Origin of the sequence: Candidatus Sphingomonas colombiensis (assembly GCA_029202845.1) — a bacterium.
GTDB classification, from domain to species: domain Bacteria; phylum Pseudomonadota; class Alphaproteobacteria; order Sphingomonadales; family Sphingomonadaceae; genus Sphingomonas; species Sphingomonas colombiensis.
This window is the reverse complement of record CP119315.1, coordinates 3,189,177-3,212,414: the sequence shown is the minus strand read 5'-3', so window position 1 is coordinate 3,212,414 and position 23,238 is coordinate 3,189,177. Positions and strand designations below refer to the sequence as shown.

General features: G+C 65.0%; 22 protein-coding genes and 6 pseudogenes. 18 read left to right on the top strand and 10 right to left on the bottom strand.

Going from position 1 to position 23,238, the window contains the following annotated elements; genetic code table 11:
• Positions 1-69 precede the first annotated feature (69 nt).
• Positions 70-288: a hypothetical protein gene (locus tag P0Y64_15510; protein WEK42753.1), complete on the top strand. Its 219-nt coding sequence runs from the start codon at positions 70-72 to the stop codon at positions 286-288.
• 54 nt (positions 289-342) lie between these two features.
• Here P0Y64_15510 and P0Y64_15505 read toward each other — a convergent pair whose 3' ends face one another.
• The gene (locus tag P0Y64_15505) at positions 343-504 is read right to left on the bottom strand and encodes a hypothetical protein (protein ID WEK42752.1); all 162 of its coding nucleotides are present in this window, start codon (positions 502-504) and stop codon (positions 343-345) included.
• Positions 505-589: 85 nt separating this feature from the next.
• Here P0Y64_15505 and P0Y64_15500 point away from each other — a divergent pair, with 85 nt between their 5' ends.
• Positions 590-1,384 (top strand): peptidylprolyl isomerase, encoded by a 795-nt coding sequence (locus P0Y64_15500; GenBank protein ID WEK42751.1) that lies wholly within the window; start codon positions 590-592, stop codon positions 1,382-1,384.
• Positions 1,385-1,625: 241 nt separating this feature from the next.
• Here P0Y64_15500 and P0Y64_15495 read toward each other — a convergent pair whose 3' ends face one another.
• Positions 1,626-1,823, bottom strand: coding sequence for a hypothetical protein (locus P0Y64_15495; GenBank protein WEK42750.1), 198 nt, complete (start codon positions 1,821-1,823; stop codon positions 1,626-1,628).
• Positions 1,824-2,068: 245 nt separating this feature from the next.
• On the opposite strand from P0Y64_15495, the pseudogene P0Y64_15490 reads away from it, so the two are divergent.
• Positions 2,069-2,356 (top strand): annotated as a pseudogene (locus P0Y64_15490) (4-hydroxythreonine-4-phosphate dehydrogenase PdxA).
• 78 nt (positions 2,357-2,434) lie between these two features.
• The gene (rsmA, locus tag P0Y64_15485) at positions 2,435-3,313 is read left to right on the top strand and encodes a 16S rRNA (adenine(1518)-N(6)/adenine(1519)-N(6))-dimethyltransferase RsmA (protein WEK45078.1); all 879 of its coding nucleotides are present in this window, start codon (positions 2,435-2,437) and stop codon (positions 3,311-3,313) included.
• Positions 3,314-3,328: 15 nt separating this feature from the next.
• On the opposite strand, the gene P0Y64_15480 is transcribed toward rsmA, so the two are convergent.
• The 3 genes and pseudogenes from P0Y64_15480 to guaB all read right to left on the bottom strand — a co-directional run bounded on the left by P0Y64_15480 (position 3,329) and on the right by guaB (position 6,519).
• Positions 3,329-3,835 carry a hypothetical protein gene (locus tag P0Y64_15480; GenBank protein WEK45077.1) on the bottom strand — a complete coding sequence of 169 codons (507 nt, stop codon included), beginning with the start codon at positions 3,833-3,835 and terminating at the stop codon, positions 3,329-3,331.
• A gap of 34 nt (positions 3,836-3,869) precedes the next feature.
• A pseudogene (locus P0Y64_15475) lies at positions 3,870-5,047 on the bottom strand (RsmB/NOP family class I SAM-dependent RNA methyltransferase).
• A gap of 14 nt (positions 5,048-5,061) precedes the next feature.
• Positions 5,062-6,519 (bottom strand): IMP dehydrogenase, encoded by a 1,458-nt coding sequence (gene guaB / locus P0Y64_15470; protein ID WEK42749.1) that lies wholly within the window; start codon positions 6,517-6,519, stop codon positions 5,062-5,064.
• 129 nt (positions 6,520-6,648) lie between these two features.
• Between guaB and P0Y64_15465 the strand changes: the two genes are divergently transcribed.
• Both P0Y64_15465 and P0Y64_15460 read left to right on the top strand, forming a co-directional pair.
• On the top strand, positions 6,649-7,629 hold the full coding sequence (locus tag P0Y64_15465; protein ID WEK42748.1) for an SPFH/Band 7/PHB domain protein: 981 nt from the start codon (positions 6,649-6,651) through the stop codon (positions 7,627-7,629).
• Positions 7,626-8,114 carry an NfeD family protein gene (locus P0Y64_15460; protein ID WEK42747.1) on the top strand — a complete coding sequence of 163 codons (489 nt, stop codon included), beginning with the start codon at positions 7,626-7,628 and terminating at the stop codon, positions 8,112-8,114. The genes P0Y64_15465 and P0Y64_15460 overlap by 4 nt, the downstream gene beginning before the upstream one ends.
• Here the strand turns inward: P0Y64_15460 and P0Y64_15455 are convergent.
• A complete protein-coding gene (locus P0Y64_15455; GenBank protein WEK42746.1) occupies positions 8,076-8,408 on the bottom strand; it encodes a hypothetical protein in 333 nt (110 codons plus the stop codon). The two genes, P0Y64_15460 and P0Y64_15455, sit on opposite strands and share 39 nt — an antisense overlap.
• Positions 8,409-8,477: 69 nt before the next feature.
• Positions 8,478-10,085, bottom strand: a complete 1,608-nt coding sequence (locus tag P0Y64_15450) for a phosphoenolpyruvate carboxykinase (GenBank protein ID WEK42745.1) — start codon at positions 10,083-10,085, stop codon at positions 8,478-8,480.
• A gap of 139 nt (positions 10,086-10,224) precedes the next feature.
• Here P0Y64_15450 and P0Y64_15445 point away from each other — a divergent pair, with 139 nt between their 5' ends.
• The 10 genes and pseudogenes from P0Y64_15445 to P0Y64_15400 all read left to right on the top strand — a co-directional run bounded on the left by P0Y64_15445 (position 10,225) and on the right by P0Y64_15400 (position 17,456).
• Positions 10,225-10,929, top strand: coding sequence for a response regulator transcription factor (locus P0Y64_15445; protein WEK42744.1), 705 nt, complete (start codon positions 10,225-10,227; stop codon positions 10,927-10,929).
• Positions 10,898-12,466 carry a stimulus-sensing domain-containing protein gene (locus tag P0Y64_15440; protein ID WEK42743.1) on the top strand — a complete coding sequence of 523 codons (1,569 nt, stop codon included), beginning with the start codon at positions 10,898-10,900 and terminating at the stop codon, positions 12,464-12,466. Before P0Y64_15445 ends, P0Y64_15440 begins: the two co-directional genes overlap by 32 nt.
• Before the next feature lies 1 nt (position 12,467).
• A complete protein-coding gene (locus P0Y64_15435; GenBank protein WEK42742.1) occupies positions 12,468-12,887 on the top strand; it encodes an HPr kinase/phosphatase C-terminal domain-containing protein in 420 nt (139 codons plus the stop codon).
• A 32-nt stretch (positions 12,888-12,919) separates the two neighbouring features.
• Positions 12,920-13,798 (top strand): RNase adapter RapZ, encoded by an 879-nt coding sequence (rapZ, locus tag P0Y64_15430; protein WEK45076.1) that lies wholly within the window; start codon positions 12,920-12,922, stop codon positions 13,796-13,798.
• A gap of 17 nt (positions 13,799-13,815) precedes the next feature.
• Positions 13,816-14,223, top strand: a complete 408-nt coding sequence (locus P0Y64_15425) for a PTS sugar transporter subunit IIA (GenBank protein WEK45075.1) — start codon at positions 13,816-13,818, stop codon at positions 14,221-14,223.
• Positions 14,220-14,489 carry an HPr family phosphocarrier protein gene (locus P0Y64_15420; GenBank protein ID WEK42741.1) on the top strand — a complete coding sequence of 90 codons (270 nt, stop codon included), beginning with the start codon at positions 14,220-14,222 and terminating at the stop codon, positions 14,487-14,489. The genes P0Y64_15425 and P0Y64_15420 overlap by 4 nt, the downstream gene beginning before the upstream one ends.
• A pseudogene (locus P0Y64_15415) lies at positions 14,489-15,293 on the top strand (RNA methyltransferase). The gene P0Y64_15420 and the pseudogene P0Y64_15415 overlap by 1 nt, the downstream one beginning before the upstream one ends.
• A 68-nt stretch (positions 15,294-15,361) precedes the next feature.
• Positions 15,362-16,205 (top strand): annotated as a pseudogene (locus P0Y64_15410) (MoxR family ATPase).
• A 176-nt stretch (positions 16,206-16,381) separates the two neighbouring features.
• A pseudogene (locus tag P0Y64_15405) lies at positions 16,382-16,919 on the top strand (CHAP domain-containing protein).
• A gap of 123 nt (positions 16,920-17,042) precedes the next feature.
• Complete coding sequence (locus P0Y64_15400; protein ID WEK42740.1) at positions 17,043-17,456, top strand: hypothetical protein; 414 nt, start codon at positions 17,043-17,045, stop codon at positions 17,454-17,456.
• A gap of 273 nt (positions 17,457-17,729) precedes the next feature.
• On the opposite strand, the pseudogene secA reads toward P0Y64_15400, so the two are convergent.
• Both secA and P0Y64_15390 read right to left on the bottom strand, forming a co-directional pair.
• Positions 17,730-20,471: pseudogene (gene secA / locus P0Y64_15395) on the bottom strand (preprotein translocase subunit SecA).
• A 112-nt stretch (positions 20,472-20,583) separates the two neighbouring features.
• Complete coding sequence (locus tag P0Y64_15390; protein WEK42739.1) at positions 20,584-20,880, bottom strand: hypothetical protein; 297 nt, start codon at positions 20,878-20,880, stop codon at positions 20,584-20,586.
• 157 nt (positions 20,881-21,037) lie between these two features.
• Between P0Y64_15390 and argJ the strand changes: the two genes are divergently transcribed.
• Positions 21,038-22,264, top strand: coding sequence for a bifunctional glutamate N-acetyltransferase/amino-acid acetyltransferase ArgJ (gene argJ / locus P0Y64_15385; GenBank protein WEK42738.1), 1,227 nt, complete (start codon positions 21,038-21,040; stop codon positions 22,262-22,264).
• Position 22,265: 1 nt separating this feature from the next.
• Complete coding sequence (locus P0Y64_15380) at positions 22,266-22,877, top strand: glutathione S-transferase (protein WEK42737.1); 612 nt, start codon at positions 22,266-22,268, stop codon at positions 22,875-22,877.
• Positions 22,878-22,880: 3 nt separating this feature from the next.
• On the opposite strand, the gene trxA is transcribed toward P0Y64_15380, so the two are convergent.
• The gene (gene trxA / locus P0Y64_15375; protein WEK42736.1) at positions 22,881-23,204 is read right to left on the bottom strand and encodes a thioredoxin; all 324 of its coding nucleotides are present in this window, start codon (positions 23,202-23,204) and stop codon (positions 22,881-22,883) included.
• Positions 23,205-23,238 lie beyond the last annotated feature (34 nt).

The window sequence follows — 23,238 nt, the reverse complement described above, 5'->3', positions numbered from 1 at the left end:
GAGGTTCAGCGAAGCTGGTGCATCCGCGCTTTGACGCTGCGGAAGATGGGAATCCGAACCAGAGTGATCATGCGACGGAACGGGGCGGCGCGGTATGGCCGCCTGATCGGGGCGGTGCTGGGGGTGGCGGCGGCAAGCGCCGCGATCGGCCAGCAGCAGCAGGAGACGGTTCAGGACCAGACGGTGCCGGACAACACCGGGCTGGATATTCCCGGCCAACCTGCAGATCTTCGGCAAGCTCGATCCGAACGTCCGCAAGGCGACGGCGATCGTCAACGACTACCGTGATCACCGGCACCGACGTCGACCAGCGCGCCGCGCTGATCATGGCGGCGAACAACATCAAGCCTGCAGGGCGAGGACTACGATCGCCTGCGGCTGCAGGTGCTGCGCCAGCTGATCGACGAGGTGCTGGAGATCCAGCAGGCGAAGACGGCCGACGTGAAGATCGATCAGGCCGAGAGTCGACCAGAGCCTCGCGCGGGTCGCGAAGAATTTCGGCAAGACCCCGGACGGAGTTCAGCGCCTTCCTTCGTGAGCGGGGTTCCTCGGATCGTTCGATCCGTCGCCAGATCGAGGCGGAGCTGGCGTGGAGCCGCTACCTTCGTCGCCGCGTGGAGCCGTTCGTCAATGTCGGCGACGTCGAGGTGAAGGCGATTCTGGCCCGACTGGAAGCCGCCAAGGGCGCCGGAGGAATATCATCTCAACGAGATTTATCTCTCCGCGACGCCCGGATCGCGCCGAGCAGGTCTATGCCAACGCGCGCCAGCTGATCGACGAGATCCACAAGGGACAGGCGCCCTTCGGCTATTTCGCGCATAATTTCTCGGAAGCCTCAACGCGGGGCGTGAACGGCGATCTCGGCTGGGTTCGCGGCACGCAATTGCCCGACGTCTTGTCCGAGGCGGCGGCACAGATGAAGATCGGCCAGGTTGCCGGCCCCGTCGCGGTGCCCGGCGGTTTCTCGATCCTTTTCCTCGTCGACAAGCGCCAGGTGCTCACCGCCGATCCGCGTGATGCGCGGCTGAACCTGAAGCAGATGACGATCAAGTTCCCGGCGGGCACGACACAGGCACAGGCTTCCGCGCGGACCGCGGAATTCGCCAATGTCACGCATACGCTTCAGGGTTGCGGTTCGGTCGACAAGGTTGCAGCACAGATCGGCGCCGAAGTGGTGGATAACGACACGATCCGCGTCCGCGACCTGCCGAGCGGCCCTGCAGGAAATCATGCTCCAGCTTCAGGTCGGCCAGTCCAGCCCGCCGTTCGGTTCGCCCACCGAGGGCGTCCGCACGCTGGTATTGTGCGGGCGCGACGACGCGTCGAGCGGCGCAGCTCCCGGGCGCCGAACAGATCCAGAGCCAACTCGAACAGCAGCGCGTGAACCTGCGCGCGCAGCAGGCGTTGCGCGATCTCCGGCGGGACGCGGTGGTGGAATATCGCTGAGGGACCGACAGGGTGCTTGCCGCTCGCGATCTCGATGGGCGACCCGGCGGGGATCGGCCCGGAGATCATCGCCAAGGCGTGGGACATGCCCGCGACCAGCGCTAGGCCCTGCCCCCGTTCGTCGCGGTGGGCGACGCGCGCGCGATCGAGCGCGTGTGGCAGGGGCCCGATCGCGCGAATCAGCGATCTCGCCGAGGTGACCCGCGTGCCTTCGCCGACGCGCCTCGCCGGTGCTGACGGTGGAGGATGCGGGCGAGATCGAGCCGGGCGCGCCGGATGCGGACGGCGCGCGCTGCGCGCTTCATTCGCTCGAACTGGCGGTCGGCCTCGCCCGGTCGGGTGCGGCCGAGCGCGCTGGTCACCGGGCCGGTTTCCAAGGCGCAGCTCTATGGCGATATCGGCTTCACCCATCCGGGGCAGACCGAATTCGTCGCCGAACGCTGCGGCGTCGCGGGCTGCCAACGCGGTGATGATGCTCGCCGGGCCGGGGCTTGCGCGTCGTTCCGATCACCACGCATGTCCCGCTTGCGATCGCGTCGCATCGCTGCTGACGATCGAGCTGATCGTGGCCAAGGCGCGCGCGACGGCGCGCGGGCTGGCGAGCGCAACTTCGGGATCGCCAATGCGCGGCTGGCCTTCGCCGGCCTCAACCCGCACGCGGGCGAAGGCGGCGCGATCGGGCGTGCAGGAGATCGACCTGATCGAGCCCGCGATCGCGATCCTGCGCGACGAGGGGATCGACGCACGCGGCCCGTTCGCCGCCGACACCCTGTTCCACGCCCGTGGCCGCGCGGCACGATATGACGCGGTTCTGTGCTGCTATCACGACCAGGCGCTTATCCCGCTGAAAACGCTGCATTTTCGACGACGGGGTCAACATCACGCTCGGGCTGCCGATCGTGCGCACCTCGCCCGATCACGGCACGGCGTTCGACGCTCGCCGGCAAGGACCAGTGCGGAGCCGGGGGCGATGATCGCGGCGATCGCGATGGCGGGGGAGGCGGCGGCGCGGCGCGCGGCCTGCCCGGCCGGCGTGACCACGCTCCCGCCGCTGCGCGAGGTGATCGCGCGGCACGGCCTTTCGGCATCGAAGGCGCTGGGGCAGAATTTCCTGTTCGACGCGCAGCTCCTCGCGCGGATCGCCGCGATCCCCGGCGACCTCGACGGCGCCGAGGTGCTGGAGGTCGGCCCGGGGCCCGGCGGGCTGACGCGCGCGCTGCTCGCGGCGGGCGCGCGCGTCACCGCGATCGAGCGTGATCGCCGCTGCCTCCCCGCGCTCGCGGAGCTGGCCGAAGCCTATCCGGGGCAGTTGCGGGTGATCGAAGGCGATGCGCTGGAGATCGACGCGCGGACGTTATTCGATGGCGCCCCGCACATCGTCTCGAACCTGCCCTATAACGTCGGCACGGCGCTCTTCGTCGGATGGCTTTCCGCCGCATGGCTCCCATGGTGGCGTTCGCTCACCCTCATGTTCCAGCGCGAGGTCGCGGATCGCATCGTGTCCGCGCCGGGCAATGACGCTTACGGACGCCTCGCCGTGCTGGCGCAATGGCGCGCGACGGCGCGGATCGCGATGCCGGTGCATCGCTCGGCCTTTACCCCGCCGCCGAAGGTGATGTCGGCGGTCGTCCATGTCGTGCCGGTCGAAGCACCCGAGGGCATATCGCTCAAAACGCTAGAGCAACTGACGGCGGCCGCGTTCGGCCAACGCCGCAAGATGCTGCGGCAGAGCTTGCGCGGGGTGCCGGGCGCGCTCGATGCGCTGCTGGCGGAGGATATCGACGCCACGCGACGTGCGGAAACCGTCAGCGTGGCGGAGTTCGTGCGGGTGGCACGACGGCTTGATGAGGGACGCAAACCGGCCTGACGCCGGAACGCTCGATCAGTCCTTTAGCGGGGCGACCTTCGCTGGCGCCACCTGCGCTGTGGCGACCGGCGGCGGCCCCTTGGCGATCACCGCCGCCAGCTCGTTCGCCTGCGGGCATTCGCCCTTGCAGACAGTGCGCAGCTTGGCGAGATTTTCCTTCGCCCGCGCCATCGCGCCCTTCGCGACCAGCGCCTCGCCCTGCCCCTTGAGCGCGACGGGATCGTTCGGCTCCAGCGTCAGCGCCTCACGATAGAAACGGATCGCCTTGCCCGAAAGCCCGCGCGTTTCCGCGACTTCGGCGAGAACGATAAAGGCCTGCCGGTTACGCGGATCGACCGTCACGGCGCTTTCCAGCGCATCGCTCGCACCGTCCAGATTGCCTGCCGCCTTCGCCGCACGACCCTGCGCCAGCAACGCCATGGAACGTGCGTCGATCTGGTCATCCGGGCGCTGGCCATGGAGCGAGGTCGAAATCGAAACCAGCGCCAGCGAAGCGGCGACGGCGACGGACGAGAAACGCATGATCAGCTCCGGCTTCGGCACGATATGCATGGGATTAGCATGGGGCGATCAGGCGTGCGACAAAAAAGCCGTCGGTAGCGTCGTGCGCCGGGGTGAGGCGAAGCCCCGCCCCGCGTGCGCGACCGGCCGGCAGCGCGAGCGCGTCCACGGACCAGCCTGGATTGCGCAAAAGGAAATCCGCGACCTGCCCCGCGCCCTCCTCGTCGAGCAGCGAGCAGACGATATGGATCAGTGCGCCGCCGGGCCGCACCAGCGCCGGCGCCGATATCCAGCAAGCGGCGCTGCGTTTCTTCCAGCCGCGCGAGCCGCGCCGGGGTGAGTCGCCAGCGCGCTTCGGGATTGCGACGCCATGTGCCCGTGCCGGAACAGGGCGCATCGATCAGCACCACGTCGGCCGCGCCACGCAACGCCTCCAGCGCCGCCAGTTCCTGGCCGGGGTTGAGCAGCAATGTCTCGGCGATGGAAACGCCCGCCCGCTCGGCGCGTGGCGCAAGCCGGTTCAGCCGCCCGCGATCGGTGTCCGCCGCGATGATGCGCCCCTCGTTGCGCATCGCGGCCGCCAGCGCGAGCGTCTTGCCCGCCCGCCCCCGCGCACAGGTCAACGACAGTCATCCCCGGCTGGGCCTTCGCCGCACCGGCGACGATCTGGCTCCCCGCGTCCTGCACCTCCAGCCGCCCCGCGAACGGCTCGACATTGGTGCCGGCGGCAGGCGAAGAGCATCGGGCGCCCCCGCGATCCGCGCCGCTTCGGGGATTTCCGCCAGCAGCGCCTCGACGGACTCGCTCAGCGTGTTGACGCGTACATCGAGTGGCGCACGGGTCACCAGCGCCGCGAGTTCCTCGTCATCGAGGTCCGCCGCACGCATTCGATCAGCCAGCCACGCAGGTGCCGTTCCCGCGACCGCGACCGGCTCATTGGGTGCGATCGGCGATGGCCCATGCGGCGAACCGTCAAAGCCAGCCGCGAGATCGGCATCGTCAGCGCGCGAGCAGCAGCATCGCCGCACGCCCCGATGCAGGTGCCTCTCCGCAGATGCGGATCGCGGCGAACACCAGCTCGCGCACCGCGCGACGGTCCTTCGAGCCAGCGTAACGCCGGGTAGAGAAATAGCGCTGGACGATCGTATCGGCAGCGGCCCCACCCTCACGCGCTGCGGCGAGGACGAGATCGAGCACTTCGATCGCCGCCTGAATGCGTGCGGCCGGCGTCATCGACGAACCTTATATCAGCGCGTCGGATAATTCGGCGCCTCACGGGTGATCGTCACGTCGTGGACATGGCTTTCCTTCAGCCCCGCACCCGTGATGCGCACGAATTGCGCGCGGCGCTGGAAATCGGGGATCGTCGCGGAGCCGGTATAACCCATCGCCGCCTTGATGCCCCCGACGAGCTGATGAATCACGTCGCGCGCCGGCCCCTTGAAGGCGACCTGCCCCTCGATCCCCTCAGGCACCAGCTTGAGCTGATCCTTGATATCGCCCTGGAAATAGCGATCGGCCGAGCCACGGCCCATCGCTCCGACACTTCCCATACCGCGATAGGATTTGTACGCACGTCCTTGATAAAGAAAGGTTTCGCCCGGCGCTTCTTCGCTACCCGCGAGTAATGAACCGACCATGCAGGTGGATGCGCCAGCGGCGAGCGCCTTGGCGAGATCGCCGGAAGTGCGAAGGCCTCCATCGGCGATCACCGGGACGCCGGCCTTCGCCGCCGCTTCCGCGCAGTCCATCACCGCGGTGAGCTGGGGAACGCCAACCCCGGCGACGATCCGCGTCGTGCAGATCGATCCCGGCCCGATGCCGACCTTGATCCCGTCCGCCCCCGCATCGATCAGTGCCCGCGTGGCATCTGCGGTCGCGACGTTGCCCGCGACGACCTGCACCGCGTTGGAGAGTCGCTTCACGCGCTCCACCGCTGCCGCAACATCCCGATTATGGCCATGCGCGGTGTCGATCACGATCAGATCGCATTCGGCGTCGACCAACGCTTCGGTTCGTGCGAAGCCTTTATCTCCCACCGTCGTCGCGGCGGCGACGCGCAGGCGACCGGCGGAATCCTTGGTCGCATCCGGATAGGTCACGGCCTTTTCGATATCCTTGACCGTGATCAGGCCGACGCAGCGATAGTCTTCGTCAACGACCAGCAGCTTTTCGATCCGCCGCTGGTGGAGCAGTCGCCGCGCTTCTTCCTGACCCACGCCGCTTTTAACGGTGGCGAGATTTTCATGCGTCATCAGTTCGCTGACCGGCTGACGCGGATTTTCGGCGAACCGCACATCGCGATTGGTAAGGATACCGACGAGCTTGCCGCCCTTTTCCACCACGGGGATGCCGCTGATACGGTGCTGCTCCATCAGCGCCTGCGCTTCGGCGAGCGTCGCGTTGGGGGCGATGGTGATCGGATTCACGACCATGCCGCTCTCAAAGCGCTTCACCTGCCGCACTGCGCCGACCTGCTCTTCGACGGTGAGATTGCGGTGCAGCACCCCGATGCCACCAAGTTGCGCCATGACGATCGCCATGTCCGCTTCGGTGACGGTATCCATCGCGCTGGAAAGAATCGGGATGTTGAGCGCGATGCCGCGCGTCAACTGGGTCCGCGTATCGGCTGCGCTGGGCAACACGTTCGATTCGGCGGGAACCAGAAGGACATCGTCGAAAGTGAGACCGAGGCGGATGTCCATAAGCGTGCCGAATCCTGCGAGGGGGAAGGAAGTGGCGGGCCATGTAACCGCGTCGGCGCGGTTTCGCTAGGCCCCCGCTTGCCCGTTCGCTATGATAAGCGGCGTCGATCGGGAGAGGTTGAAGAAATGATGGTGACGACCGTTGCGCTCCTGCTGATGGCGCTGGTGCTTCTATACCTCATGACAAGCATCAAGATCGTGCGGCAAGGCTATCAATATACGATCGAACATTTCGGGCGTTACACGACGACGGCTGCCCCCGGCTTCAATTTTTTTCCCGCCTTCTTTTACCGCGTCGGTCGGCGGGTAAATATGATGGAGCAGGTGATCGATATTCCCGGTCAGGAGATCATCACCAAGGATAATGCGATGATCTCGACCGACGGGGTCGTTTTCTTCCAGGTGCTCGATGCGGCAAAAGCGGCTTACGAGGTCAGCGATCTGTACGTCGCGCTGCTCAATCTCGTCACCACCAACCTGCGCACCGTGATGGGCGCGATGGATCTCGACGAAACGCTTTCAAAACGCGACGAGATCAACGCGCGCCTGCTGTCCGTGGTCGATCACGCGACCACTCCATGGGGGGTGAAGATCACGCGGGTCGAGATCAAGGATATCCGGCCGCCGCAGGATATCGTCAACGCGATGGCGCGGCAGATGAAGGCCGAGCGCGAAAAGCGCGCCAATATCCTTGACGCCGAAGGTTCGCGCGCGTCGGAAATCCTGCGCGCCGAGGGGCAGAAGCAGGCCCGCATTCTCGAGGCCGAGGGCCGGCAGGAATCAGCTTTCCGCGATGCCGAAGCGCGCGAACGTGCGGCGCAGGCCGAGGCGAAGGCAACCGAGCTTGTGTCCAACGCGATCGAGGCCGGATCGAGCCAGTCGCTCAACTATTTCATTGCGCAGAAATATGTCGAGGCGATCGGCAAGTTCGCCACTTCGCCTAACGCCAAGACGATCCTTTTCCCGGTCGAGGCAACGCAGTTGATCGGCACCCTGGGCGGGATCGGTGAGCTGGCGCGCGACGTGCTGGGCAATACGGCTCAGCCCGCCGGCGAAACCCCTGCGGAGCGCTCGGTTCCACGCGTGAAGGGATCAACCAGTCCGCAATGATCGTCGATGAGATCGTGAGTCATATCGCGGCGGCCTGGATCGTCGCCGCGATCGTGTTGGGGATCGCGGAATTGGCGATTCCCGGAATATTCCTGATCTTTCTCGCGATCGCGGCGGCGATCACCGGCCTGGCGCTCTTCGTCCTGCCGGATTTGCCACTGATCGCGCAGGTCGGGAGCTTCGCGGCATGGAGCATCGTCGCGGTGACGATCGGCCGGCGCTGGTATCGTGATTATCCGCTCGAAACGAGCGATCCGATGCTCAATGATCGCGCGGCGCGCATCGTCGGCACCATCGTCGTCATCGCGGAGCCGATCATCGACGGCTCCGGCCGCGCGGTGCTGGGCGACGGTACGTGGCCGGCGACTGGCCCAGATGCCGCCGCCGGCACACATATGCGCGTTATCGCCGTGGAGAACGGCGTACTTCGCGTCGAGCCACTCGGGTCAGCTCTTTCCGAACAGCTTCCCGGCAAGCCCGGATAGCAGGCCACCCGCTCCGCCTTCGCCACCTTCGCCACCAGCGGCGCCGATCATCTGCGCGAACTGGCCGAGCGAGCCTTCGCCACCGATATGGCCGACGATCTGTTGCAGGGTATCGGCCGGAAGCCCGGTGCTTTGCGCCGCGCTATCCACTGTGTCGCCCGGCTCGGTATGCGCCTGGCTGAGTGCGGTGATCGCCGTTTCGACCTGATCCTGCGACAAACCGACCTTGGTGGCGAGATTGGCCACGTCCACGTTCGATCCGAGCTGGCTCAGCAAACTGTCGATAATTCCCATCGCTAACCTCGCAAATGCAGCCCCCCGGCCAGCCGTTGTAGCAGCCGCCGCCCGGGGGTGCGAGCAAGATCAGGCGGCCTGGGGAACCTTAGGCGCCGACTGGCGCACGCCTTCGTCCACATGATCGGCGAATTGCGCGAAATTCTCGTTGAACTGGTCAACCAGCTTTGCGGCGGTCGCGTCATATTCGGCCGGATTCTGCCAGGTCGCGCGCGGATCGAGGATCTTTGCGTCCACGCCAGGCACGTTCACGGGCACCTTGAAGCCGAAATTCGGATCGGTGCGGAATTCGGCATCGTTGAGGCTGCCGTCGAGCGCCGCGTTGAGCAGCGCGCGGGTGGCCTTGATCGGCATGCGATTGCCGACACCGTATTTGCCGCCGGTCCAGCCCGTGTTGACCAGCCAGCAGTCGACCCCGCCCTTGGCGATTCGTTCCTTGAGCAAATTGCCATAGATCGACGGGTGACGCGGCATGAATGGCGCGCCGAAACAGGTGGAGAAGGTGGCGTCCGGCTCGGTCACGCCGATCTCGGTGCCCGCGACACGCGCGGTATAGCCCGAGAGGAAGTGATACATCGCCTGATCCGGCGTCAACTTCGCGATCGGGGGGAGCACGCCATAAGCGTCCGCCGTCAGCATCACGATATTCTTCGGGACGCCCCCCATATTCTCCTTGGAGGCATTGGGGATGAAATCGATCGGATAGGCACCGCGGCTGTTCTCCGCGAGCCTTGCGTCATCGAGATCGAGCTCGCGCGAATCCGGGTCCATCACCACGTTTTCGAGCACGGTGCCGAAGCGCTTGGTGGTGGCGAAGATTTCCGGCTCGGCCTCGGCCGACAGGCGGATCATCTTGGCGTAGCAGCCGCCCTCGAAATTGAAGACGGCGGTATCCGACCAGCCATGCTCGTCATCGCCGATCAGCGTGCGACTGGCGTCGGCCGAAAGCGTGGTCTTGCCGGTGCCCGAAAGGCCGAAGAACACCGCGGTGGAGCCGTCCGCCCCCATATTCGCGGAGCAATGCATCGGCATCACGCCATCAACCGGCAGCAGATAATTGAGCAGGCCGAAGACCGATTTCTTCATTTCGCCGGCATAACGCGTGCCGCCGATCAGGATCAGCTTTTCGGTGAAGTTGACCGCGATCACCGTCTCGCTGCGGCAGCCGTGACGCGTCGGGTCGGCGCGGAAGGTCGGCAGATCGATGATCGTATAGTCGGCCGTGAACCCCTTCAGATCGGAGGCCTCGGGCCGCACCAGCATCGTGCGGATAAACAGATTGTGCCAGGCCAGCTCGTTGATCACGCGAACGCGCACGCGATTCGATGGCTGCGATCCGCCGAAGAGATCCTGAACGAAAAGGTCGTCCTTCTCGCGCAGCGCGGCGAAGAAATCTGCCTTCAGCGCGGCGAAATGCGCCGGGTCCATCGCCTTATTGGTCTTGCCCCACCACACCGTATCGGCGGTTTCGGCATCCTTGACGATGAACTTGTCCTGCGCGGAACGGCCAGTATGCGCGCCGGTTTCGACCACCAGCGGGCCATCGGCGGCAAGCTTGCCCTCGCCGCGCATCACCGCTGTCTCGACCAATCGGGCGGTTTCAAGATTCCAGTGCAGCGTCGCGCGGGTTTCAATCCCCTGGGCCTCGAGCCCGACTGCCGGAATACGATCACTCACAAGCACGTCCCCTAAAAACCTAAGAATTGTGCCGCTCCGCGTTGGCGCGGTAAACGAGGTTCGCATAGAATTAGTGACCCGCGCCGTCAAACCACGCGGGCATTGAGCCCGTGCCATCTTTGCACTACGCGACTATACCATGACGGCTACGATCGCGCTCGTCGACGACGACCGGAATATTCTCGCTTCGGTCTCGATCGCGCTTCAGACCGAGGGCTTCCTCACCCGCGTTTATTCGGATGGCGAAACGGCGCTGAAGGCGCTGATCGACAATCCGCCCGATCTCGCGATCTTCGATATCAAGATGCCGCGCATGGACGGGCTGGAACTGCTGCGGCGCTTGCGCGAAAAGAGCCAGATTCCAGTCATTTTCCTGACAAGCAAGGACGATGAACTCGACGAAGCGCTCGGCCTCGCGATGGGGGCGGACGATTATATCGCCAAGCCTTTCAGCCAGCGGCTGCTGATCGCGCGCATTCGGGCGATCCTGCGCCGCGCCGAACTGACCCAGTCACCTGAAGGTATCGAGACGGAGACGCAGGGACCGCTGGAGCGCGGACGGCTGGTGATGGACCCGGCACGTCACCGCGTCACCTGGGCCGGCACGCCGGTCACGCTGACGGTCACCGAATTCCTGATCCTCGAAACGCTCGCGCAACGGCCGGGCATCGTGCGCACCCGTAATCAGCTGATGGATGCGGCGTATCAGGACGATATTTACGTCGACGATCGCACGATCGATTCGCACATCAAACGCGTGCGACGAAAGTTTCGTGAGGTCGATTCAGATTTCGACGCTATCGAGACGCTATATGGCGCCGGATACCGTTTCTCCGAAGAGTGAGGGCAGCGATCTTGCGCTGCGCTGGTCCGGCCGGGTTTCGCTGACGCGGCGTATTCTGGCGGTCAATATCTTCGCGTTGCTGCTGCTGGCGGGCGGATTCTTCTACCTCGATTCGTATCGCGCGCGGATTCTCGACAATCGCACCGATCAGGCGATGCGCGAGGCGCGGCTGATCGCGGAAGCGTTGCAGACCGTGACGCCCAAATTGCGCAACCCGCTGATCCTCCAGCTCGCGCAGGACACGGGCACGCGCATCCGGCTGTTCGGGCCGGATGGCGCGCTGATCGTGGACAGCCGCGCGCTGGGCAAGCGCAACTTCCAGTTGCTCGATCCCGACAAGGATGATCGCGGCCAGCGGATCGCGCGCTTCCTGGACGCCGGGATCGATACCGTGGTCGGCGCGGTGCGTGCGCCGCTCTATCGCGATCACCCCAACGGGCGCAGCTGGCCCGACGTGCGCACCGCGCAGACCGGCCATGCCGCCGCGACCGTGTGGCGCGCGCCCGATCGCACGCCGGTAATCACCGCGGCCGCCCCGCTGCTCGATGGTGCGGCGGTGCTCACTGCGGTCAACGCGCGGGACATCACCCAAACGGTGCGGGTCGAGCGTTATCGCCTCAGCCTGGTGTTGCTGACGGTCACCATCGTCTCGATCCTCCTTTCGCTGTTTCTCGCGCGGACGATCGTGCGCCCGCTCCGGCGGCTGGCGCGAGCGGCGGTGCGCGTACGGCTCGGCCGCGCCCGCGAAGTGGTGGTGCCACGCCTGCCCGCGCGCAAGGACGAGATAGGAATGCTGGCGCGGGCGCTGTCCGACATGAGCCTGGCGCTGCGCGCGCGCATCGACGCGACCGAAGCCTTTGCGGCGGACGTTACGCATGAATTGAAGAACCCCCTCGCCTCGCTCCGGTCGGCGATCGAGGGGCTCGGGCACGTCAAGGATCCCGTGCTTCAGGAGAAGCTGCTGGCGATCGTGCGGGATGACGTCCATCGGCTCGATCGCCTGATCACCGACATATCAGAGGCTTCGCGGCTCGACGCTCAGCTCAGCCGGGCGAAATTCGAGCCGATCGACATCAAGGCGATGATCGACGGGATGATCGCCCAGCGGCGCGAGCGCGGGATCGAACGCAACGTCCGTATCCGTTTCGATCGGCCGGAAAATGAGCGCCTCGTCATCTCCGGCGAAGGCGCACGGCTGGAGCGCGTTTTCGAAAACCTGATCGACAACGCCTTGTCTTTCTCCCCCGATGACGGGCTGATCGCGATCGCCGCGCGCCGGATCGACGGCGCGCTGGAGGTCTGGGTCGAAGATGAAGGCCCCGGCGTGCCGGAGGATGCGCGGGAGGCGGTGTTCCGCCGTTTCCAGTCGATCCGGCCGCACAGCGAGGCGTTCGGCCAGCATTCGGGCCTTGGTCTCGCGATCGCCCGGACCATCGTCGATGCGCATCAGGGGACGATCAGCGTGCAGAGCCGCGAGGATCGCCTGAGCGGCGCGCGTTTCGTCGTGCGATTGCCGTTGTCGGATGGGAGGGGCTGAGATGCCGGATCGCGAAACGGTCCACGCTACCACGGTCGCCATCGACGGATGCGCGGTTTTGCTGATCGGCCCGTCGGGGGCCGGCAAATCGGATCTGGCGCTGCGGCTGATCGATCGCGGGGCCACGTTGGTATCGGATGACTATACCGATCTGGTCGCGAGCGCCGACGCGCTGTTCGCGAGCCCCCCGCCCAGCATCGCGGGGCGAATGGAGGTGCGCGGCATAGGCATCGTCGAACTGCCGCATGTCGCGGCGATCCCGGTGATATTGGCGGTGCGGCTGGATGCTCGGGTCGAACGGATGCCTGAACCCGCCACATGCACCCTTGCCGAACGCGCCATTCCCGCTATCGCCGTCAATCCGTTCGAGGCATCGGCCCCGATCAAGATCGAACTCGTGATGCGTCGGATATCGTCGTGACCCCGCCCCCTGAAATATTGCTCGTCACCGGCATGTCCGGCGCGGGAAAATCGACCGTGCTCAAGACGCTGGAGGATCTTGGGTGGGAGGTTGTCGACAACCTGCCGCTTTCGCTGCTCGATCGCCTGCTCAATGCGCTGCCTCCTGAGGGAACGGAAGGTCTGCACCGGCCGCTGGCGCTCGGCATCGGCGCGCGGACACGCGATTTCGATGCGGCGCAGGTGGTGGCGCAGGTCGATCGCCTGCGAGCCAAGGGCCGGTTCGAGATCGGCACGTTGTTCCTCGATTGCGATTCGGACGAACTGGCACGCCGTTACGATGAAACGCGCCGTCGCCACCCGCTGGCGCTGGATCGGCCGGCGCGCGACGGCATCGAGCGCGAACGCGAACTGCTTGCGCCGCTCCGTCACTGGGCCAACCGGCTGATCGATACCGGTAAATTCAACGCCAATGCGCTTGCCCAGCAGATTCGCGCAGCTTTTTCGCGGTCGGGATTGAGCGAGACGATCGTCTCGATCACCTCGTTCGGCTTTGCGCGCGGATTGCCCAAGGATGCCGATCTCGTTTTCGACATGCGTTTCCTGCGCAATCCGCACTGGGATGCGGTGCTGCGCCCCGGCACCGGGCGCGATGCGGATGTGTCGGCCTATATCGCCGACGACCCCGCTTATGCCGACGCAATGCGCAAGATCGAGGATCTGCTGCTGTTGCTCGTTCCCCGTTACATTGCGGAAGGCAAATCCTATATCACCATCGCATTTGGCTGCACCGGCGGACGGCATCGTTCGGTGCATGTTGCCGAGCGCGTGGCGCAACGGTTGCTTAATGCTGGATTTTCGCCCACGGTCACGCATCGCGATCTCGCGGCGGCGCCGCAGGATGCGCTTGAGGGACACCCGATAGGGCAATGAACGACCTGAGTAAGCAATTGATCGGCCTGGTACTGGTAACGCACGGGCGCCTCGCCGACGAATTTGTCACCGCGATGGAGCATGTTGTCGGGCCCCAGAAGCAGGTCCAGACCGTCGCGATCGGCCCCGATGACGACATGGAGGCTCGCCGCGCCGATATCCGGTCGGCGATTGCCGCCGTGGACGCTGGACGCGGCGTGATCGTGCTGACCGATCTCTTTGGCGGCACCCCTTCCAACCTCGCCATCTCGCTGATGGAACGCGGCCGGGTGGAGGTGATCGCGGGCATCAACCTGCCGATGCTGATCCGGCTCGAATCCGCGCGCAAGGCGATGACCGTCGTCGCGGCGGTCGCCGCCGCGCGCGAGGCCGGGCGCAAATATATCTCCGTCGCGTCCGAGGTCTTGGGCGAGGCCGCCGCGTGACGGTGTCGCGTGAGGTGCTGATTACCAACCGGCGCGGCCTGCATGCGCGCGCCAGCGCCAAGTTCGTCACGCTCGCTTCCGCGCAACCGATCCAGGTGAATGTCGCCAAAGGCGCGTCGAGCGTTACGGGCACCTCGATCATGGGGCTGATGATGCTGGGGGCGGCAATGGGCGACACCATCGTCATCAGCGCGGCCGGGGAATCCGCCGAACAGGTCGTGACCGTGATGTGCGACCTGGTCGAGGCGAAGTTCGGCGAGGATTGATGCCGCGCCAGATTACCGCTTATTCGAATCCGCTGGTGAAGCATGTCCGCGATCTGCGCGACAAACGCCATCGCCGCGATTCGCGCCAGTTCCTCGCCGAAGGGCTGCGCATCCTCACCGAAGCCCATGAAACCGGGCGCGTGCCCGCGTCTGTCTCTTCTTCGCCGCGGCGAGCGCAGGGCATCCGCTCGGTCGGGCGGTTGATCGAGGCGGTCGAGGATGCCGGCGGCGAGGCGATCGAGACGACGCCGGACATCCTCTCCAAGCTTTCCGGCAAGGATAATCCGCAAGCCGTTGTCGGCGTGTTCGATGAGTTCGCCATCACACTCGACTCGCTCGATCGGGCCAGCGCCGGCATCTGGCTGGTGGCCGAGCGGCTGCGCGATCCCGGCAATCTCGGCACGATCCTGCGCACCGGCGACGCGGTAGGCGCCGGCGGCCTGATCCTGATCGGCGATTGCGTCGATCCATTTTCGGTCGAAGCGGTGCGCGCGAGCATGGGGGCGCTGTTCACCGTGCCGGTCGTGCGCTGCGACTGGGGCGACTTTATCGCCTGGCTCCGTGGCGGCCCCGGCACGCTCGTCGGGCTCAGCCTCCAGACCGAGCATGATTATCGTGCGCCAGCCTATCCGGCGCCCGACCTTCCTGCTCACCGGGAACGAGGCGCAGGGGTTGCCTGAGGATTATGAAGCGGCGTGCGATCTGCTGGTCAAAATGCCGATGCTCGGCAAGGCGGACAGCCTCAATGCGGCGGTGGCGACGGCGGTGATGGCCTATCAGGTACTCGCCAGTCAGAATGGATAGCGGCTTGCGCGGGACAGTTTGTTACCGCTATCGCCATACCGAGTTTTTGAATTGAACGGGATGAGGGCATGAAGCGCTTCGAGGGCACCCAGAGCTACGTCGCGACCGACGATCTGAAGGTCGCGGTCAACGCCGCGGTCACTCTCCGTCGCCCATTGCTGGTGAAGGGCGAGCCCGGCACCGGCAAGACCGTTCTCGCCTATGAGATCGCCAAGGCGACCGGCGCGCCGCTGATCGAGTGGAACGTCAAATCCACCACCAAGGCGCAGCAGGGCCTGTACGAATATGATGCGGTCGCCCGGCTGCGCGACGGCCAGCTCGGCGACGAGCGCGTCCACGATATTTCCAACTATATCCGCAAGGGCAAATTGTGGGAGGCGTTCACCTCGCCGCAACTCCCCGTCCTGCTGATCGACGAGATCGACAAGGCCGATATCGAATTCCCGAACGATCTGCTTCAGGAACTCGATCGGATGGAATTCCACGTTTACGAGACGAAGGAGACGATCCGCGCGGCCGAGCGCCCGATCGTCGTCATCACCTCGAACAACGAGAAGGAATTGCCCGACGCGTTCCTGCGCCGCTGTTTCTTCCACTATATCAAATTCCCCGATCGCGAGACGATGCAGGCGATCGTCGACGTCCATTTCCCCGGCATCCAGAAGATGCTGGTCTCGCAAGGCGATGGATATCTTCTACGAAGTCCGCGAGGTGCCGGGGCTGAAGAAGAAGCCGTCGACGAGCGAATTGCTCGACTGGCTCAAGCTGCTGCTCCACGAGGATATGCCGCTCGACGTGCTGCAGAATCGCGATCCGACCAAGGCGATCCCGCCGCTGCACGGCGCGCTGCTCAAGAACGAGCAGGACGTGATGCTGTTCGAGCGGCTGGCGTTCATGGCGAAGCGTCAAGGCGAACCGCCCCGTGAGGGGTTAAGCGGACGGAAGGGCGGAGTCTTGCCATGCGATGACTCGCGGCGTCGGCTAAGGCCGGATTGTGTGTAACTAAAGTGAAGTAACCATTCCGCATCAGTGCAGTGCGTGAGAGTGCGGCGTGGTGTTCAAACGATTTTCCCTTGGCCTCATCGGCCTTGCAGTCATGGCGCCGGCGTGGCGGCGCCGCGCCGGCCGCGGCGGGGTGGCTCGATTATGTCGGGCAATGCGTGCCGTTCGCGCGTGAAGCTTCGGGCATCCAGATCTTCGGCGATGCGTGGACGTGGTGGAACCAGGCGGACGGGCGGTATCCGCGCGGGCATCAGCCGAGAAGTGGGCGCCGTCATCGCTTTCGCGAAGCAATCGCGCCTGCCACTGGGCCATGTCGCGGTGGTCAGCCGCGTGGTGGAGCGCCGCGTGCTGATGCTCACTCACGCCAATTGGTCGCGCGTCGATGGAGTGCGGGGGCATGCCGAACAGGACGTGACCCTTTACGACGTATCGCCCGACAACGACTGGAGCGAGGTGAAGGTCTGGTATCGCGATTCGCAGGGGCTCGGCGGCACCATCTATAGCGTCAACGGCTTCATTTATGCGCCGGGGCGCCCCTCCCCCGAACTCACCTCGCGCAATCCCGATTATGTCGGCGCGCTGATCGACGCTTATGTCCCCGATGCGGGTCGCGCGCCGCGATAGGCAAGAAATGTTTCGCCTCCGGGCCGGAATTGCGCGATGAAACCGAGCGTGTTCATCGCACGTTTCGTCGTTCCCCTTCATAGTACAGGGAAACCGTCGACGTGACGGCAACGGAGATAGAAGATGATCAAGCATCTCAGAGGTCGCGGTGTGCTTTTGGCCGCAATCGCGTCGGGCGCCCTGCTCGTCAGCGGCTGCGCGACCGAGACCACTTATCGCCCGGCAACGGGCAAGGGCTTCTACCGGACGGGTTATAGCGATCGACAGATCGAATCGAACCGCTGGCTGGTGACCTTCGCCGGCAACACCGTCACCGATCGCGACACGGTCGAGCGGTATCTGCTCTATCGCGCGGCCGAACTGACGCTGCAGAACGGCTATGACTATTTCGTTATGGTCGATCGCACGACCGATCGCCAGGCACAGACCTATTCCACGCCCGGCCCCCCGCTTCGGCATGGGTGCAGGATGGGGCCCGTCGTGGCGCTATTACGGGCGCGGTTTCGGCTGGCGCGCGTGGGATCCGTGGTTCGGTGATCCGTTCTGGGGCGACAATATCGATATCCGCACGGTCGATCGCTACGAGGCCTCAGCAGAACTCGTGATGCGCAAGGGCACGCCCGCACGGGATGAGGTTCGCGCTTTCAACGCACGTGAAGTGGCGGACCGGATCGGGCCGACGGTGGTGTTGCCCAAGCCCTGATCTTTCTCAGGCGATACGAATAGAAAAGGGGCGGCGGATCACCACGATCCGCCGCCCCTTTTTATTGTTCGGGGTTGAGGCGAGCCGCGTCGGGCCCGCCTCTCACCTCACACTGTGCCGTGGCAATGTTTGTATTTGCGCCCGGAGCCACATGGGCACGGCGCATTACGGCTCACCACGCCCTTCCAGCTTTCCGGATCTTCACCGATTTCCGCCGCGTTCGGCTGCGGGATTTGCAGCGGCGGAAGCTGGCTGGTGATGAGCCCGAGCGAACCGGCATCGATGTCAGCCGAATTATCCTCGCCCGAGAACGGATCGAAATGGGTGGTGATGAAATCGGGCAGTTCCGGCAGCTCGGGCGGCGCCTGCATGCGGAATTGCGCATAGGCGATCGTCTTCGTCACATCCTCACGGATGTTTTCGAGCATCCGCTGGAATAGCGCGAACGCCTCCTGCTTATATTCGTTGATCGGCGTCTTCTGCGCATAAGCGCGCAGGATGGACGACCTGCCGCAGCGCGTCGAGCGTCGCCAGATGCTCCTTCCAGTGATGATCGAGGTTCTGGAGCAGGATCGACTTTTCGACCTGGCGTCCAGGTTTCCGGCTCCAGATCGGCGGCCTTCGCCTCGACGGCGGCATCGGCGGCGGCCTGAACCGCTCCGTCACCACCTCGGGATCGATCCGATTCCTCGGTCAGCCAGCTATCGATCGGCGGCTCGAGGATTGAGCAGTTCGACCACGCGCTCCTTCATCCCGGCGACATTCCACTGCTCCGGATAGGAATGCGGCGGGCAGGCCTCGCCGACGATCGGCATTGACCGTTTCGGCGCGCATATCCGCCACCACGTCGCCGACCGTCTCGGCATCCATGATGTCGCTGCGCTGCTCGTAGATCACCTTGCGCTGATCGTTCATCACGTCGTCATATTCGACGACCTGCTTGCGGATATCGTAGTTGCGCGCCTCGACCTTCTTCTGCGCGGTCTCGATCGCCTTGGTCAGCCACTTGGAGCCGATCGCCTCGCCGTCCTCGATATTGTTGCGCATCATCTTCGCGAACAGCGTGTCCGGGCCGAAGATGCGCAGCAGGTCGTCATCGAGGCTGAGGTAGAAACGGCTCAGCCCCGGATCGCCCTGACGCCCGGAACGGCCGCGCAGCTGATTGTCGATACGGCGGCTTTCGTGGCGCTCGGTGCCGAGCACGAACAGGCCGCCGGCTTCGAGCACTTTCTGCTTCTCCACCGCGATCTCGGCCTTGATCGCCTCGATCGCCGCGTCGCGCTCCGGTCCTTCGGGCATGCCCGCCAGTTCATCGTCGGTACGAAATTCGAGGTTGCCGCCGAGCTGGATGTCGGTGCCGCGGCCAGCCATGTTCGTAGCGATCGTCACGGCGCCAAGCCGACCGGCCTGCGCCACGATATGTGCTTCCCGCTCGTGATGGCGCGCGTTGAGCACCGAGTGATCGACGCCTTCCTGATTGAGGAACTCGCTCAACATCTCGGATTTCTCGATCGAGACGGTGCCGACCAGCACCGGCTGGCCGGTTTCGGCGTGTTCGCGGATCCGGCGCGCGATCGCACGGAACTTGTCGTGCGTATCCTTGTAGAATTCGTCTTCCTCGTCGATCGCGCTGCACCTGCAGGTTGGTCGGGATGGTGACGACGTTCATCTTGTAGATGTCGTAGAATTCCGCCGCTTCGGTCGCCGCGGTGCCGGTCATGCCGGACAGCTTGGGATACATGCGGAAGTAGTTCTGGAAGGTGATCGAGGCCATCGTCTGGTTCTCGGGCTCGATCGTCACGCCCTCCTTGGCCTCGACCGCCTGGTGCAGGCCGTCCGACCAGCGGCGGCCGTCCATCATGCGGCCGGTGAACTCGTCGATGATGATGACCTTGCCGTCCTTGACGATGTAATCGGTGTCGGCCTTGAACATCACATCGGCGCGCAGGCGACTGGTTCAGGTGGTGGACCACCTGCGTATTCTCGAAATCGTAGAGGTTGCTGCCTTTCAGCAGCCCGGCCGGCTCGAGCAGACGCTCGGCCTTCTCGGTGCCGTCCTCGGTCAGCACGATGCTGCGCTGCTTCTCGTCCATGTCGTAATCGTCGGGGACCAATTGCTTCACGATCGCGTCGACGCTGATGTACAGTTCGGACTTGTCGTCGGTCGGGCCGGAGATGATCAGCGGGGTTCGCGCCTCGTCGATCAGGATCGAATCCACCTCGTCGACGATCGCGAAGGAGAAGGCGCGCTGCACCATCTGGTTGCGCTCGTACTTCATGTTGTCGCGCAGATAGTCGAAGCCGAATTCGTTGTTCGTGCCGTAGGTGATGTCGGCGCCATAGGCCTCGCGACGCTGCTCGTCGGTGAGGTTCGGAACGATCACGCCGACCGTCAGGCCGAGGAAGCGATACACGCGGCCCATCCAGTCCGCGTCGCGGCTGGCGAGATAGTCGTTGACGGTGACGACGTGGACGCCCGTGCCCGGCAGCGCGTTGAGATAGGTGGCGAGGGTCGCCACCAGCGTCTTGCCCTCGCCGGTGCGCATCTCGGCGATCTCGCCGCGGTGGAGCACGATGCCGCCGACCATCTGCACGTCATAATGGCGCTGCCCGAGCACACGCCGCGCCGCCTCGCGCACCGTGGCGAAGGCTTCGGGAAGCAGCTGATCGAGCGCTTCGCCGTTGGCGAGCCGTTCGCGGAACAGCACGGTCTGATTGGCGAGCGTCGCATCATCCATCGCCTGCAACCCCGGCTCAAACGAGGCGATCTTGGCGAGAACGGGATTCAGCGAGCGGACGTACCGATCGTTGGAGGAACCGAAAAGCGATTTGGCGAGGCCGGCGAACATGGCGGACTTCCTATTGATATTGGATTGACGCGGCGACGCGATGAAGCGCGGCACGCAAATGAGATCGTCGATGAAGGAATGCGTCGCGCGAGACGGCGACGCATTGGGCGCCTTATTCGCGCCGGCGATCCACCCATGCGGGGATGGCGGAAAAGAGCGGGGCGATGATCGCGTCGCCATAAGCGACAGCAATGAGCCCCGGCAGCGCGGCGATCGGCCGCGCGACCGGCTGGGTGGCAACGGCAGTTGGCGCCTGACGCACCGCCTGTTCCTGTGCCACGGCCTGCACCTGCTGCGGCCCGGCCGCGCGACCACTGACGCCGGTCAGCGCCGTCAGCAGGGCGGAAAGGAGCAGAAGCAGGTTCATGCGCGCGAAGACATAGGGATCGCCGTAGGAAACTCCAACCATTTTGTACGCGTTTGTACACTGCTGTTGTACACGGCTGTACGCGGTTGTTGTACGCGGCAATCGGGCATATTTCGGTATTCGTCCGCTCGCGCTCATCTTCGTCGCTCGTTCGCCGTCGCCCCTTTTGTCGCGTCGGACACATGGCTATGGCGCTCGCATGTCCACCGCTGTTTCGCCGCTCGCCTTGCCCTTTCCCGATCTTCCCGCCGTCGCGGGCGCCACGCCGCGTGTGGCGCGGGCGCGCTACAAGCAATGGGATCGCTGCGATCTCACTTTCGTAACGCTGGATGAGGGAACAGCGGTGGCCGGCGTGCTGACGCAATCGAAATGTCCCTCGCCGGAGGTGGAGTGGTGCCGCAAGGCGCTGGTGCTCGGCAACGCCCGTGCGCTGGTGGTCAACGCCGGCAATTCCAATGCCTTCACGGGCAATCGCGGCCGTGCGGCCGTTGAGGCGATCGCGGCCCGCGCGGCGGGGCATCTGGGGTGCCAGCCGTCGGACGTGTTCGTTGCCTCGACCGGCGTGATCGGCGTGCCGCTGCCGATCGACAAGGCGGAAGCCGGGCTGGACGCGGCCTTCACCGCCCAACCGGCCGACTGGCTCGCCGCCGCAGAGGCGATCGGCACCACGGACACCTATGCCAAGGGCGCGATGACCACCGCTATCGTCGATGGTCGCACGGTCACGCTGGTCGGCGTCATCAAGGGCTCCGGGATGATCGCCCCCGACATGGCGACGATGCTCGGGTTCATTTTCACCGACGCCGCCGTCGAGCCGGCGTTCCTCCAGTCCGCGCTGTCTGCGGCGAACGGGCGCACCTTCTCGTGCATCACCGTCGACGGCGACACCTCGACCAGCGACACTGTGCTTGCCTTCGCCACCGGCAAGGCAGGCAATGCGCCGCTATCCGGTGACGAGAGCGCCGGTGCGGACGCCTTCCGCGCCGCGCTTTCCGATCTGTGCCGCCAGCTCGCGATGCTCGTGGTGCGTGACGGCGAGGGCGCGCAAAAGCTGATCGAAATCACCGTGGAAGGCGCGGAGAGCGACCGCAGCGCGCACCAGATCGCGATGTCGATCGCCAACTCACCGCTGGTGAAGACCGCGATCGCCGGCGAGGACGCGAATTGGGGCCGCATCGTCATGGCGGTCGGCAAGGCGGGCGAACCTGCCGAGCGCGACCGGCTGGCGATCCGCTTCGGTGCTACGCAGGTGGCGCGCGATGGCCTTGCGGTCGAAGGGTATGACGAGGCGCCGGTCGCCGCGCATCTCAAGGGCCTGGAAGTCGAGGTTGGCGTCGATATCGGCCTCGGCAATGGCCGCGCGACGGTTTGGACCTGCGACCTGACCCACGGTTATATCTCGATCAACGCTGATTATCGGAGCTGAGATGCTGAAAATTTGGGGCCGGCTCAACTCGCACAATGTGAAGAAGGTGGTGTGGCTCGCGGAGGAGCTTGCGCTTCCTTACGAGCGCATCGACGTCGGCGGTGCGTTCGGCATGGACGCCGCCTATCTCGCCAAGAATCCCAACCGCCTGATCCCGACGATCGAGGACGGCGATTTCGTACTGTGGGAATCGAATGCGATCCTGCGCTATCTCGCCGACGTTCACGCGAATGGCGGGTTTTGGCACGGATCGTTGCAGGAACGCGCGCTGGCGGATCGCTGGATGGACTGGCAGTTTCTCTACGGCGAGGCGCAGCGCGATGCGTTCCTGAACCTCGTCCGCAAGGCGCCCGAGGACCGCGACGCCGAAGCGATCGCGCGTTCGGTGGCGGCTTGTGCGAAGATGCTCACGGTCATCGATGACGCGCTGAGCCGCACCCCTTGGCTGTCGGGTGAGCAATTCGGCATCGGCGACATACCGATGGGTGTCTATATCCACACCTGGTTCGCGCTGCCGATCGAGCGGCCCGAGCTGCCGCATATCGCGGACTGGTATCGCCGCTTGCAGGATCGACGTGGCTACGCGAGCCACGTCATGATCCCGCTTTCCTGATCCTTAGACGAGCTCGCCTTCGAGCCACGCCTTGATCCGGCCCTTGGGCTCGGCGCCGACCTTGGTCGCTGCCGGATTGCCGCCCTTGAACAGGATCATCGTGGGAATGCCGCGCACGCCATAGCGGCCCGGCGCATCGGGGTTCTCATCGATGTTGAGCTTGGCGATCGTCACCTGTTCGCCCAGTTCCTCGGAGATTTCCTCCAGGCTCGGGCCGATCATCTTGCACGGGCCGCACCATTCCGCCCAGAAATCGACCAGCACCGGCTTGTCGGACTGGATGACGTCCGTGTGGAAGCTCGCATCGGTGATCTGCTTGGTAGCCATGAATGAATCTCCTTTGATGCTAACGTAGGGCGCG

What these genes read in the sequence shown, in the direction of transcription:
- P0Y64_15380 (WEK42737.1), top strand. Translation starts at nt 22,266, where the DNA reads ATGCTGAAAATTTGGGGCCGGCTCAACTCGCACAATGTGAAGAAGGTG.
- guaB (WEK42749.1), bottom strand. Translation starts at nt 6,519, where the DNA reads ATGGACATCCGCCTCGGTCTCACTTTCGACGATGTCCTTCTGGTTCCC.
- P0Y64_15435 (WEK42742.1), top strand. Translation starts at nt 12,468, where the DNA reads ATGCCGGATCGCGAAACGGTCCACGCTACCACGGTCGCCATCGACGGA.
- argJ (WEK42738.1), top strand. Translation starts at nt 21,038, where the DNA reads ATGTCCACCGCTGTTTCGCCGCTCGCCTTGCCCTTTCCCGATCTTCCC.
- P0Y64_15440 (WEK42743.1), top strand. Translation starts at nt 10,898, where the DNA reads ATGGCGCCGGATACCGTTTCTCCGAAGAGTGAGGGCAGCGATCTTGCG.
- trxA (WEK42736.1), bottom strand. Translation starts at nt 23,204, where the DNA reads ATGGCTACCAAGCAGATCACCGATGCGAGCTTCCACACGGACGTCATC.
- rapZ (WEK45076.1), top strand. Translation starts at nt 12,920, where the DNA reads ATGTCCGGCGCGGGAAAATCGACCGTGCTCAAGACGCTGGAGGATCTT.
- P0Y64_15510 (WEK42753.1), top strand. Translation starts at nt 70, where the DNA reads ATGCGACGGAACGGGGCGGCGCGGTATGGCCGCCTGATCGGGGCGGTG.
- P0Y64_15400 (WEK42740.1), top strand. Translation starts at nt 17,043, where the DNA reads ATGATCAAGCATCTCAGAGGTCGCGGTGTGCTTTTGGCCGCAATCGCG.
- P0Y64_15465 (WEK42748.1), top strand. Translation starts at nt 6,649, where the DNA reads ATGGTGACGACCGTTGCGCTCCTGCTGATGGCGCTGGTGCTTCTATAC.
- P0Y64_15460 (WEK42747.1), top strand. Translation starts at nt 7,626, where the DNA reads ATGATCGTCGATGAGATCGTGAGTCATATCGCGGCGGCCTGGATCGTC.
- P0Y64_15455 (WEK42746.1), bottom strand. Translation starts at nt 8,408, where the DNA reads ATGGGAATTATCGACAGTTTGCTGAGCCAGCTCGGATCGAACGTGGAC.
- P0Y64_15480 (WEK45077.1), bottom strand. Translation starts at nt 3,835, where the DNA reads ATGCGTTTCTCGTCCGTCGCCGTCGCCGCTTCGCTGGCGCTGGTTTCG.
- P0Y64_15390 (WEK42739.1), bottom strand. Translation starts at nt 20,880, where the DNA reads ATGGTTGGAGTTTCCTACGGCGATCCCTATGTCTTCGCGCGCATGAAC.
- P0Y64_15445 (WEK42744.1), top strand. Translation starts at nt 10,225, where the DNA reads ATGACGGCTACGATCGCGCTCGTCGACGACGACCGGAATATTCTCGCT.
- rsmA (WEK45078.1), top strand. Translation starts at nt 2,435, where the DNA reads ATGGCGGGGGAGGCGGCGGCGCGGCGCGCGGCCTGCCCGGCCGGCGTG.